At 70.1% G+C, this 11,804-nt stretch carries 14 protein-coding genes; 2 read left to right on the forward strand and 12 right to left on the reverse strand.

The genetic code is table 11. The annotated features are described in order from the left end of the window. Nucleotides 1-10: 10 nt before the first annotated feature. From ACZ46W_RS26190 to ACZ46W_RS26235, 10 genes are all read right to left on the reverse strand, one after another. Nucleotides 11-922, reverse strand: a complete 912-nt coding sequence (locus ACZ46W_RS26190) for a bifunctional DNA primase/polymerase (RefSeq protein ID WP_468342063.1) — start codon at nucleotides 920-922, stop codon at nucleotides 11-13. A gap of 85 nt (nucleotides 923-1,007) precedes the next feature. After that, on the reverse strand, nucleotides 1,008-1,295 hold the full coding sequence (locus ACZ46W_RS26195; RefSeq protein WP_468342065.1) for a hypothetical protein: 288 nt from the start codon (nucleotides 1,293-1,295) through the stop codon (nucleotides 1,008-1,010). Nucleotides 1,296-1,303: 8 nt separating this feature from the next. Further along, a complete protein-coding gene (locus tag ACZ46W_RS26200) occupies nucleotides 1,304-1,774 on the reverse strand; it encodes a hypothetical protein (protein WP_468342068.1) in 471 nt (156 codons plus the stop codon). A gap of 371 nt (nucleotides 1,775-2,145) precedes the next feature. Beyond that, nucleotides 2,146-4,251, reverse strand: coding sequence for a hypothetical protein (locus tag ACZ46W_RS26205; RefSeq protein WP_468342070.1), 2,106 nt, complete (start codon nucleotides 4,249-4,251; stop codon nucleotides 2,146-2,148). Nucleotides 4,252-4,253: 2 nt separating this feature from the next. After that, nucleotides 4,254-5,042 carry a hypothetical protein gene (locus ACZ46W_RS26210; RefSeq protein ID WP_468342073.1) on the reverse strand — a complete coding sequence of 263 codons (789 nt, stop codon included), beginning with the start codon at nucleotides 5,040-5,042 and terminating at the stop codon, nucleotides 4,254-4,256. Between the two features lie 890 nt (nucleotides 5,043-5,932). Further along, nucleotides 5,933-6,271: an RRQRL motif-containing zinc-binding protein gene (locus tag ACZ46W_RS26215; RefSeq protein ID WP_468342076.1), complete on the reverse strand. Its 339-nt coding sequence runs from the start codon at nucleotides 6,269-6,271 to the stop codon at nucleotides 5,933-5,935. Further along, a complete protein-coding gene (locus ACZ46W_RS26220) occupies nucleotides 6,271-7,248 on the reverse strand; it encodes a DUF2637 domain-containing protein (RefSeq protein WP_468342079.1) in 978 nt (325 codons plus the stop codon). The genes ACZ46W_RS26215 and ACZ46W_RS26220 overlap by 1 nt, the downstream gene beginning before the upstream one ends. Further along, nucleotides 7,245-7,532 carry a DUF6303 family protein gene (locus ACZ46W_RS26225; protein WP_468342081.1) on the reverse strand — a complete coding sequence of 96 codons (288 nt, stop codon included), beginning with the start codon at nucleotides 7,530-7,532 and terminating at the stop codon, nucleotides 7,245-7,247. Before ACZ46W_RS26225 ends, ACZ46W_RS26220 begins: the two co-directional genes overlap by 4 nt. Continuing rightward, nucleotides 7,532-7,795: a DUF6284 family protein gene (locus ACZ46W_RS26230; RefSeq protein ID WP_468342083.1), complete on the reverse strand. Its 264-nt coding sequence runs from the start codon at nucleotides 7,793-7,795 to the stop codon at nucleotides 7,532-7,534. Before ACZ46W_RS26230 ends, ACZ46W_RS26225 begins: the two co-directional genes overlap by 1 nt. Nucleotides 7,796-8,133: 338 nt before the next feature. Further along, nucleotides 8,134-8,514 (reverse strand): RapZ C-terminal domain-containing protein, encoded by a 381-nt coding sequence (locus ACZ46W_RS26235; RefSeq protein ID WP_468342086.1) that lies wholly within the window; start codon nucleotides 8,512-8,514, stop codon nucleotides 8,134-8,136. A gap of 642 nt (nucleotides 8,515-9,156) precedes the next feature. Between ACZ46W_RS26235 and ACZ46W_RS26240 the strand changes: the two genes are divergently transcribed. Further along, nucleotides 9,157-9,915, forward strand: coding sequence for a helix-turn-helix domain-containing protein (locus tag ACZ46W_RS26240; protein ID WP_468342089.1), 759 nt, complete (start codon nucleotides 9,157-9,159; stop codon nucleotides 9,913-9,915). A 2-nt stretch (nucleotides 9,916-9,917) separates the two neighbouring features. Continuing rightward, on the forward strand, nucleotides 9,918-10,391 hold the full coding sequence (locus ACZ46W_RS26245) for an NUDIX domain-containing protein (RefSeq protein WP_468342092.1): 474 nt from the start codon (nucleotides 9,918-9,920) through the stop codon (nucleotides 10,389-10,391). On the opposite strand, the gene ACZ46W_RS26250 is transcribed toward ACZ46W_RS26245, so the two are convergent. Both ACZ46W_RS26250 and ACZ46W_RS26255 read right to left on the reverse strand, forming a co-directional pair. After that, a complete protein-coding gene (locus tag ACZ46W_RS26250; RefSeq protein ID WP_468342095.1) occupies nucleotides 10,379-10,945 on the reverse strand; it encodes an HD domain-containing protein in 567 nt (188 codons plus the stop codon). The genes ACZ46W_RS26245 and ACZ46W_RS26250 overlap by 13 nt on opposite strands. Before the next feature lies 1 nt (nucleotide 10,946). After that, the gene (locus tag ACZ46W_RS26255) at nucleotides 10,947-11,408 is read right to left on the reverse strand and encodes a GntR family transcriptional regulator (RefSeq protein WP_468342098.1); all 462 of its coding nucleotides are present in this window, start codon (nucleotides 11,406-11,408) and stop codon (nucleotides 10,947-10,949) included. Nucleotides 11,409-11,804 lie beyond the last annotated feature (396 nt).

Genomic DNA, 11,804 nt, shown 5'->3' on the forward strand with positions numbered 1-11,804 from the left:
GGGGGCGGGGTCATGCGGGCCGCCTGGGACTGTTGTGGGCGATCGACCAGTCCAGCCCACGCCGGATCACGTCGTCGTAGTAGCGCTCCGGCTGTGTGGCATTGCCGGCCGCCGCCCTACTAAGAGCCTCCTCGACTTCCGCGCGGGTCAGGTCGCCGGTGGCGATCAGCCGCCCGAGGGCTCGTGCGGCTCGCAGCAGGGTGTGGTTGCGGGTGCCGTCGGCTGCGGTAGCGACCGCCTGGGTCTCATTGCGCAGTGCTGCGGCGGCATACCGCGAGGCGCTGGTGGCCAGCGGCACCGGGCCCGGCTGCGGCGTCCGGCGCGGGCCCTGGAGCGCCTCGCACAGCCAGCCGGGCAGCGGGGCGACGGGCCGGTCGTCCACCACCACGTACGAGCCACCGGGCGTGATACTGCCTGGGGCGACGACATACCCACCACCGGCCCGGGTGTCGACCAGCGGCCCAAGCGTGCCCGCCGTGTTCGTCAGCCGAACCCCGAGCGGCGCGGAGAAGTACAGATGCATGCCACCGCTTGGAGTCCGCACCGTGCGGGTGGCGGGGACGGGTTGCCCGGCGCGCTCGCAGAGCGCCTCAAAGGTCGTCACGCCGCTAGGCGTGTCCGAACTGCTCTTGTCCTTCGTCTTGGGCGTGTCCAAGTCCACAGCCAGCAGCCCGCTGGGGCCGGTGGCGATCCCGACGTTGAACGGCCGGGTGGACCAGGCGCGGTGAATGCGGCCGGGGTCGGTGGTGGCGCGCTCCTCCCACTTGCGGTGCCCCTCAGCGCAGTCGCCGGTACGCGGGCACGCGGCCTCTCCGTGGAGGGCGGGGCGCTTGCTCCGGGGATAGAGGGGGAAGACCGCCCATCCTTGGGCAGCAGCGTCCAGCGCTGCACGCAGCAGCGCGGAACGGGCTTGATGAGTCATGCTGGAGGTCTCCAGTTCTCTGAACGGATGCTGGATGCGAGGGCGGCCCGAGGCTTTGGCGAGACGCGGGCCGCCTTCGGCTTTGTCAGAACGGCGGTTCGTCGCTGTAGCCGCCGGGCGCCCACGGGTCGGGGGCGGTACGGCGGCGGAGGCGGGGCAGGCGCGGGAGGGGCAGCAGGATCCAGCGGCGCTTTTCGTCCCAGCAGGGGCAGGGCTCCCAGTCGGTGCCCTCGTACTCGCCGGTTTCGGGGTGGCCGTAGTCGCGGTTGTGGCCGCCCTCCCCGCCGCACGCCCAGCAGTCGGGGCGGGGCGTGTCGGCGAGGATGAGCGCTCGTCGGGGCCAGGTGACGTGGCGGATGCGCAGTCGCGGCATGGGGCTCCTTAGTGGTGGTTGATGGTGCCGCTCGCGCGGCCGAACAGGCCGGTGGCGGTGATGTTCTGAGTGATGTGCGCCGGTCCGGTCTTGGCTCGTCGTCGGCAGGCGCCGAGGAGGACCGGGAGGGCAACGGCGCCGGCAGCGATGAGGGCGACGGCGGCCCACAGGGCGTGGCTCATGGCGATCAGTCCCGGTGCGGCGTAAGAGAGGCCGATACCGGCGGCCGCGATGCCGCCGCCGATCGTCGGCGTGAGCAAAGCCGTGGTCTTGGCCCAGGTCGGTACCGGCCGCGCGGCGACCGGCTGCGCCATCGGCGCCATGGCCGGGGGCTGGACGTAGGCGAGGGTCCGCATCCCGTTGGGGAGGGTGACCCAGTCGACCCCGGGCGGGATCTCGTCCGGCAGCATCACCGGACGCGGTATCGGCTGCGGCAGACCGTTCAGGCTGGTGATCTCATACGGGGTCTCAGGGTGCACAACGGGGTCCCTTCAACAGCTCGGGCAGCACCCCGTGGTGGGGTGCTGCCCGGTGCTCGGCTTGTCGTGTCGCTTGTCGTCTGACTTGTCGTGCGGCTTGTCGCTTGTCTTGTCTTGTCGCTTGTCGCCTTGCAGGTCAAAGCCCGTTTCCGGCCCCCACAGGGCAGCCCAGCGGCCTTCGAGCCGCCGGGGCGACAAGTCGACAGCAGGTCATCTCTCGGGGCGTTGTCAGTGGCTCCGGTTACTGTGCGGAGCGTTGGGCCGGACGGAGATCATTAGGGACTCGCGGCCATGGGGGGTGGGTGTAAAAGGTCCCCGGCAGCCAGCTCGGGACTGGATTTGGTATCCGTGTCCCCACCCCCCACATCTGCTCACGGGGCCTCGGGGGTGTGGCGGTGGTGAACGTAGCGGGTCTTGGTGCCTTCCCCGATCCGCACCGCGATCCCCTCGTCCGTCCACGTCTTGAGCCAGCCCACGACCGTCTGCCGGGTGGTGCCGTGCTCGTCCGCGAGTGCGCGGGCGATCGCGGACGCCCCCGTGCCCTCCGGCCCGGCGGCCAGCAGCACCGCAAGTGCGGCTTCCTTGGCGGCGTTGTCCTCGCTGCGGAGCGCGGAGAGGTTCAGCCCCGCCGTGGGCGGCTTCCCAGACGACGGAGCGTCCGTGCCGGGCTCGGGAGCGGTGGCAAACTGGGCGTCGATCTGCTCCCGGAACTTCCGCGCCAGCACCTCCTCGTCCGTCTCCGCGACGGTCGTCCGCTCGTCACGCAGGGCGGACAGGTTCAGCCCGCCCGCCAGGTAGCCCGGCGTTGGGGTCTGCGGGTCGGCCGGCGTGCTGCTGAGAGTGTCGTCGCGCATCCATGCGGTGCGAGCCATGTCCCAGCGGCGTGCGTAGTCCGGCCCGGCGGCCTTGGCCGAGATGGCGTCCAATGTGGGGTGCCGGTCGGTTGTGGCGGCGACGATGTCGCGGATCTGGTTGGGCAGGATCCGCCACGACTTGAACAGCCCCGCCGGTGACTCGGGCGTCCCCATGAACCCCGAGCCCTTATAGGGGGCTTGGTCGACGCGCAGGCCGCGTGAGCCGGGGAACTGCTTACTCAGGTCCATGCCTTCGGTCTCGCCACCGGTCAGGGCAACCCTGACTTTGGCTTCGCGGCGGATCATCAGGTTGCCCAGGACCGATCCGGTCGCCCCGAGCGCGGTGAGGACGGTGCGGATGCCCATGGCGCGGGCGATCCTGATCACTTCCAGGATCTTCGCTGCCAGGACCCGTGAGGGCTTGTCCGGGGCGGCGAGAATCTCAGCACCCTCATCGATCACGAGCATGATCTGCGGGATCCGTTCGCTGACCGGCAGCAGGTCGGTGTTCGCCTTGGACATCAGGTCCTGGTAGGCCATCTTGCGGTGCTTGGCGATCCTCACCGCTGTGTCCAGCATGAGCATGGCTTCGTCGTGGGATGCGGCCAGCCAGTCGATGCCCGGCCGCATGCCGTTGGTGGTCTGGCCGGCGGAGTCGAGTGCGGGCCGTACCCACGGCAGGCCGGCCGACCCGGCGTTGAGGTCGATGACCCAGGTGAGAATGTCGGTGGCGCGGGCGAACCCGGCCAGGATCGTGTGGACCATGTTCGTCTTGCCCGACCCCGTCGGCCCCACGACCAGGGCGCACTGCTCGCGGAGATAGGCGCGGATCTCGTCCGCGTTCGTCCGAAGCCCCCAGGGGATACCGGTGTGCAGGGACAGCGGGCTGTAGTCGGCGGGGTAGGTGATTTCGGCTTCCAGGACGTTGACCGTGGTCACGTCGATCAGGACGCGGCCCTGGTCGATGCCCTGGGAGGCGGTGGCGGTGCAGCCGTGCGGCAGCCGCGCGTCGGCGGACAGGCGGGCGGCTTCGCGGGCGATGCGGTCGTAGGTGGTACCGCCCGCGGGGAGTTCGGCGTCGATGGTGAATCCGGTGCCGGTGGGCCACATCTCCACCGCCACCACCCGCACCGTGATCCCGCACACCCGCTGGATACGGTCCACCCACTCAGCGGCGATCGCCCGGCGCTCGGCTGAGAGCTCGCGGGCGACCTGCCGTTCAGCGGCGGCGATGGCCTCCAGCTCGCGTGCCTCCTCGTACAGGAGGGTGGCGCGGGCGGCGGCCCCCATGCCGACCCCGAGGGTGGCCAGTGACCCGAGTGCGGCCCAGGACAGGGGGCCGGTGGTCATGGCCCACGTCGTCCAGCCCGCCCCGACGAGCCACGATGCGGCCCGCGTGGAGACGGTGCGAGCGGAGAGGCGGTCGCGAAGGCTGGTGATGGTGTGGCCGATGGCGCCGGCCGTGCCGATGGCGAGAGTCCAGCCGGGGGGCATGCCGGTTGCGGCTCCGGTGGTGGCGACGGCGAGGCATCCGGTGGTGGCGGACAGAGCGCCGGTCACGGGTCCGTGACCGGCGCTGTAGTCCCACACCGGCCCGGTTTTGGCCTGTGTGTTGGTGGTCATGGTCAGACGTTCCAGCCCTTCTCTGCCTGGGTGCCGTTGCGGGGGTCCTCGAAGCGGGCGATGTCCTGGGCGTGCACCTGGCGGAACAGCGGCCCCATGTCCTCCGCGACCGCCACGGCCGCCATGACCGCGCCGAAGGCGTCGTTGAACGAGCCCGCCACTTCCTTCTCCAGCGGGAACTCCGAGTCGGACCGCTCCGCCAGGATCCGCATGACATTGGCGACGCTGGTGAGCGCGTTGGGCAGGCCCTCGATCATGGAGAGGATCTCCATGCAGTCATCGGGGTTGTAGTTGCTGGCAGCGGCTTCCATCTCCGCCGCGTAGTCCTCGAACCGGAAACCAGACACGCTGTCTCCCTCACTCGCGGGGGTAGGTGTGGCGGGGACCAGGCCGGCGGGGCGTTCGGCGGTGTCCCCGATGTGCTCGGTGCCGTCGTCGGCCGCTTCCGCGTTGGCGGCGGCCTCCTCGTCCTGCTGCGCTGCTCGGATCTCCTGCTCCCGCTGAGCGCGCTGGTCGCGGGCGGCCTGCATCAGGCGCCGGTACAGGCGTCGGCCTGGGTTTTGCAGCCACGCCCACCGCAGCTTGCGGCCGATCGGCGTGGTGACAAGGCCGACCAGTCCGAGCGCGCCGGCCAGCAGCGCGGCCAGCAGGCAGCGACCTTGGAAGCGTGCTGCGGACCGCCATAGGGCCTTGCGGGCACGCTTGCGGGCGGGGGCCCTGCGTACCGACGAGCGCTGCTGGGCGATCGTGCCGCCGGTCTGCTGGTCGCGCGCCTTGCGGGCGCGGTCCACGGCCGCCCGCCGCAGGGCACCAGCCTTGTTCAGCCCCGCCGCGACCGCTCGGCCGATGGGCCCCTTCTTCGTGGCCCCGGCGGCGCGGGCCTGCTGCTTGGCGTCCCGCCGCGCGTCGGCGATCGCCCGGCGGGCGCCGGTGGTTTCAGCGCGGCGGGCAGCCCGGGAGGGTGCCGCCTGGCGCTGAGCGTCCCGGAGCGCCTTGACTTGCCCGAGACGGCCACCGCGATCCTGACCCGGTGCCGTTGAGGACAGGCCAGCCGTGCGGGCCAGACGGCTCCTTCCACCCAGGGAAGACGTGGGCCTTCCTTGGGTGGAAGGTGTGGCGGCCCGGTGGGCGGTCGTACCTTGGCGGCTGGGCCGCCTGCCTGCCTTGCCTCCGCGACCAGCGGCCTTAGTGGTGCCGGGGTTCCCGTTACGGGACTGCGGCACCACCCGCCCGGTCGAACCCGAACGCGTCCCACCTCGCGTAGCTCCACGTCGGGGCGCCATGGCCCGGAGGCTGCGGCGCGTGCTGTTGCCGGGCTGCGTCTGCTGGCGGTGCTTGCGGGTGGCGGCGGCGGTGCCCAGGACGACCGCGCCGGTGGCGGCGAGGGCCAGGGCGACCGGTCCGCCGACCAGAGAGGCGGTAGCCAGCAGAGATGCGGTGGTGTTCGTGCCGGCCACCGCGAGGGGAACGACCGGCCACCCGCCGGGCGTGTGCTCCAGCTCAGCCATCGGGGCCTGGGCGGGCGTGGGCTCGGGCGACGGAGGAGGCGTGGGGTCCGGTGGGGCTTCGGGGCCCGCTACCGGAGTGATGGTGGTGTCCGTCATGCTGGGGCTCTCCTTCGGGAGGTGAGGGGCCCGGACGCAGTGCTTTGGCCGGCAGCGTCCGGGCCTTACGCGTTTGATCAGGCAGCGCGCTGTTCCTCGCGGGCTATGCAGAATCCGCACATGCCGTGCGATCGCGGGATGCGGTAACCCGCGTCGCGGCGGCAGTTGGGGCAGATCTGCTGAGCGGCGTTCGCTTTGGTGAGCGCAGCCCAGCGAGCCGGGGTCATCGGCCGTACGGGCTTGGCCCGGTCGATGCGGTACAGGTAGGCGACCAGCGGCCCACGGCGGCGGCGCGGACGCTGAAGCTCGGCTGCGACGCCCTGCCCACCCGGCCGCAAGCCCATCGCGCGGAGCTGGCGGTAGGTGGCGTAGCCGTCGGGGGCCAGGCTCCACCGGTAGACGGGAAGCGCGGCCATCAGCTCACGGCGCCTTCCAGCTCACGCGGGGCCGTCTGCGAGCGGTCGCGGAGTTCCTGGTAGCGGGAGGACACCCAGCCGATCGACCAACCACACAGGTCGGCTGCCGCCCGCACGGGCAGGCCCTCACCGAAGGCGGCATGCACGATCCGGCGCGCCTGGTCCTCCGGAACCTTCCCGTTCACCGGCCCACCGGACAGGAGTGCGGCGCGTTCACGAGCGGCCCGTTCCTCGCGCTGCCTGCGCTCGGTTTCGCGGCGATGAGCGGCTTCGCGTTCAAGGCGTTCACGCTCGTGCTGCTGCTGTTCACGCTCGCGTTCACGGCGTTCACGAGCCTCCAGCTCCGCCCGCTCGCGCGCTGCGGCACGTTCGGCTTCCTCGCGCCGTGCAGCGGCCTCCCGCTCGGCGTGCTCACGGGCCAGCCTGGCTTCGTGTTCACGCTGTTCACGCGCCAACATGGCTGCGTGCTCGCGCTCCTCGCGGGCCCGGCGTTCGGCCGCCTCCCGCTCCCGGGCCGCTGCCTGTTCCCGCTCGATCTGCTCGGCGCGCTGCCGGGCATCCAGGGCGGTGAGGGCGGCGGAGATGGCGCGGCGGTAGGCAAGGCTGGTCTCTGCTGTGACGATCAGCAGCAGCGGCGCCACTGCATGCACGCACACTCCGACCAGGTCTTTCTTCAGGGCGGAGTCGGCGATGTTCAGGGCCAGGGTCATGCCGCCGGTCATCCACCGCAGTGCGATCGGCCACCGGCCACCGTGCCCACCCAACCGGGCCAGCACGGCGTCGAGGCGGACGACGATGACGACGGCGGCGTCCACCACCAGGGGCAGGATCGGCGCCGTCCAGTCCCACGCAGCAGGCGTGTGCTTCGCCATGAGCGGGGTCACGGTGAGGATGGAGTACAGCATCGCTCCGCAGACGATCAGCCACGTTCCGGCCGACAGGGCGCGCTCGGCTGACCGGATCTGAACGGCGTTCACGGGCCCACCTCCCGCACGGTCGCGGAGGCGATCAGCAGCACGGGCGAGGCGGTGTCGTCAGGAACCGCGCTGTCCTCGGTCCAGGTCCATTCGGCGCCGTCCGTGAACGCGTACCCGAGCTTGTTCAGCGCCCGTGAACGCGCTGCCACAGTCGGCACCAGGACGCCGTCGAACTCGTACTCCGGCCACTGCGACGACGGCTCGCCGAACAGCGCCACGTACAGGCGCCAGCGGCCCGTCCACCGGCTCACAGACATCTGCGCCGTGTAGGTGCCGGCGGCCATCAGGCCACCTCCGGCGAACCCGCCGCGCCCCGGTTCGTCAGTTCCCGCCGGGCGGCCAGCATCCGGCGACGGGCCCGGCGGATCCGACGGGCGTCCAGCTCGCTGGCGGGCCGGTCCAGAACGGTGATCTGCGCGTCCAGCAGCTCGACCTCTGCCCGGATCAGCGGCATCTCGCGGTCGATCGCATCCAGCTCCGCAGCCGTCGGCTCCTCATGGAACGCGGTCGCGGTAACAGCCGTCTGAAGTGCAACGATGTGCTTCATGAGTCGTGGTCTCCCTAGCAGGTTCTACGGCTCGACAGCGCCCCCGGAGATACCAGCTCTGGGGGCGCACGTCGTGGGGTCGATTGGTGGACTACTTGCGCTTGCTGCCGCGCCCGTGGGCAGCGTCCAGCTCGGCAGCGGCGTTCTTGGCCTTGCCGGAGGCGATCCGGTCGTAGACCTTCTGGCTGCGCTTGACCGCAGCGGGCATGGTCAGGTCGGAGGACTGCTGCTGCGACTTCTTGCCGAACAGGCGAACTCCTTCGATGCGGGCCCAGGCCGGCCAATCCGGTCCGGCTCCCCGCAGCCCCGGCAAGCGAGTCCGGGACCACAGGCAGCCGTCAGCGCTGCACGACGCTCTTGTGCATGTCCCGGTGCCGCACGGTGACGCTGTGACCGGCATCGCGGAGGCAGTCGGCGAGCACGCGGGCGAACGTCGGGGCCCGGTGCCGGCCGCCCGCGCATCCGTCAACCACGGTCACCTCACCGGCGCTGGGCCCCGAGGCGAACGCGCCAACCGCAGCCACCGTGGCCTCGACCAGGTGCGTGATGCCGGGCGTGCTCAGCACCGCCGCGCGAACCGGCTCGTCATCTGCGGTCATGTGCCGCAGCTCCGGGCTGACGTGCGGGTCACGGAAGTGGTGACGGAGATCGATGGTCAGGTGCGCCTCGGGCGGCGCACCGTGCAGGTAGCCGAACGAGACGATCTCAACAACGGCCATGAGAACTCCTCACGGAGCGAACGGGATTGTTCCGGCTCCCCTCAACCCCGCCCGTACGGCACCCCGCCAGGGGCCCCGGACGGGCGGAGGAGGCAACCGGCCGCAGCACTGCTGCGCAGGTGACCTGACTCCGCGAGTCACCGGCTAGCCCGGTGCGCCGAGCGGCGGATCAGGGAGACGCGGTGGCATAGCCGGCGTGCCGGTCCAGCACGAGCGACGCCGAGGTACTTCGCTGGCTCATCAGGCGCTCCTCTCCACGGAGGCGGATGGGATAAAGCACTGCAAGGGGGACCTGTGTCCCCACCCTCCGGCCGTTGCTCGCGGTCACCGGGCCACCTCGCCAGTCGGGCCGAAGCCCTGTCCCCTGGCCTTTAGCGGGATTGCAGCGTCCCCGCCCTCTGCGCATGCGGCATCAGCCGCCACCCAGCCGAGCGATGCGCCCCCTGGATGCAGTACCTGTTTTACAGGTACTGCATGGGGGTCCGTCAAGTAACACCGACGAACCGCTTGGCTTTGCGCCGGACTTCCTGGCGCACAATCAGCATCGGTGCAGGTAAGGGGAGTTGGTTACCCCATACATGGACAGCTCAGGGAGTTCTGGCTACCGTCAAGAAGTCCCTAGACGTCCCATCGGGGGTGCAGATGTCCAACGAACGCCTGCGGTCAGCTCTGTTAGCCCGTGGCATGACCGTTCAGGGGTTGGCTGACGAGATCGGAGTCAACCCGAAGACGGTTGAGCGCTGGATCACGCAGGGGAAAGTGCCGTACCGGCGGCACCAGTACTCAACGGCCGCAGCGCTCAACGTCGACGTCACGACGCTGTGGGACGACAGCCGCGCGGTCGACACTGCGACGGACTTGACCAAGGCGGAGATCGTCGCTGTCTACCCCCATCGGCACACTGTGCCGCCCAGTCTCTGGCGTGAGCTGTACGCGCGGGCGGAGAAGAACCTTGACGTGCTCGTCTACTCGGGGCTCTTCCTGTCCGAGGACCCTGTGTTTCTGGATCTCCTGAAGAAGAAGGCTGAGGAAACCACCCAGGTGCGCATCCTGCTGGGGGACCCCGGCTGTGAAGCGGTCCGGCAGCGCGGCATAGACGAGGGCCACCGAATCATGGACGGCAAGATCCGCAACGCGTTGGTGAACTATCGACCCCTCTTCGACAGCCACCCGGAAATCCGCTTCCGACTGCACGCGACTACGCTCTACAACTCCATCTACCGGTCCGATGACGAGATGCTCGTCAACCCGCACGTGTACGGCATCGGCGCCTACATGGCGCCCGTCTTCCACTTGCGGCGGATGCCGGGCGGCGGTCTGTTCGACACCTATGCGAATAGCATCGAACAGACCTGGGGAGGCGCTCGCCAGATCACGGACCGCGACATTATGGGAGCCTGAGCATGGGACGCATCGACTACCTGCACGACCCCGACGCCCCGCCGGCCAACTCGGTTGTCCCGTCTGTCGTGGCCTTCGTACAGAATGATGCGGGTCAGGTGCTGATGATCCAGCGGTCCGACAACGGCCGCTGGGCGTTGCCCGGCGGTGGTCACGACGCGGGTGAGTCGATCAGTGACACCGTGGTGCGCGAAGTCTGGGAAGAGACCGGCATCAAGGCCGAGGTCGTCAGCATGTCCGGCATCTACACCGACCCCGGTCACGTGATGCAGTACGACGACGGGGAGGTCCGCCAGCAGTTCAGCATCTGCTTTCGCGCGCGCCCCGTGGGCGGCGAGCTGCGCACGAGTAACGAGACGACACAAGTCCGCTGGGTGGACCCAGCGGACTTGTCGGAGTTGGACATCCACCCCACCATGCGGCTCCGGATCGAGCACGCCATGGATGGCACGCGGACGACCCCCTACATCGGCTGACGCCTGGCGGTAGCGACCCGTTCGAGGACGCGAGACGTGCTCGCGAGAATCTCCGGCTCGGCTCGCCGAATGAACGTGCCGATGAGACTGTCGGGCCCGTACCGCCCGGCGATCTCGTTGACTCGGTCGATGGGGTTGGTCGGCGTACCGTCCGGTGTGGTGTTCATGTCGCAGTAGCACAGAGCGTCGTTAAGGTGCGCGCTGTCGCGAGGGAACTCGCCTTCCAGTTCCTCGCGCAGGCCCCGTGCCTCTGCCTCCATCCACGCACATGAGTGGTGGGCTACCAGGTTCACGACCCGCTCGTCGGCGTGTGCCACGTCCCGGAGGTAGCGGGCGCCGTCCAGAGGGTGGAAGCCCGTCTTGGCCAGGTCTGGCGAGTACCCGATGTCATGAAGGACGGCCGCCGCCTCCAGCAGCTCGGCATCCTCCCCGAGGATGGGCGCGATGCTGCGCGCCCGCTCAGCGACCCCCAAGCAGTGCTTCCAGCGACGTGGCAACGGTTCAGCAAGCAGCGACTCCGCCAGGGGGTACGCCCACTCCGTCAGCTCCGACAAGCTACGAACGCTCCTCTCGAATCGGCACGGCGCGGACCGTCCGCGCCTTGCCCTGCCCTCCGCTCGCCAACACGCCGGCGGCCTCCAACTTGCCCAAAGCCTTGGTCACGGTGGGACGGGAGACTCCGAACCGCGCTGCCAGAACCGAAGCGCTAGGGAACGGTGCCCCGACCGTGAGACCTTCATCCGCGATGATGGCGGCGATCCGGGCGTCCAGTGGGCGCGGGTCGGCTCGCTCGCCTGGTCGCACGACGCGCCACCGTCCGCCCGGCACCGGTTCCGCGACGCCGTCCTTGTGAAGGACGCCAAACGCACGGAGGGCGACCCCCCGAGAAATCTTGTAGTCCCGCATGAGGTCAGCAGCAGACGGGAGCTCCGTCATGTCGGGGTCCGCCTCGACCCGCGCCTTCACAGCGTCGGCAATCTTCAGGAACGTCCCCCGAGGGCTAGCCTGCTGTGACACGTCCTCTCCCCTCTTCCCGCCTCACTGGCTCAAGCTTGCCATGGTGCTCCATTGGCCATCGGGCCTTGGGCTGAGGGTAGGCGCCCCAAGCGCCTCTAGCATCGGCGATCGCCGCCTCGTGACCACGCTGATCCGCGCAACGTGGAGGAGCACGACCGACCGCCCGTTGCTGGCCAGCGCGGCGTGGAGGGAACTGCCACTTTTACACAAAGGCCGCGCATCGGCGCGGCCCGGCCACTGTCTTCGCCCGGCCCGGCCGCGCCCGGCGGTCGCCCCTGTGAGCGAAGGACGGGAACCCCCTGCGGCTCGGGCGGTCGGCTGCTCCCTCACGCACTCACCACCGCGCCGAAGTACCAATCGTGCGGAATCACTGCTCATTCGCATTCATGCGCAGTA

This window comes from Streptomyces sp. NPDC031064 (assembly GCF_055570965.1).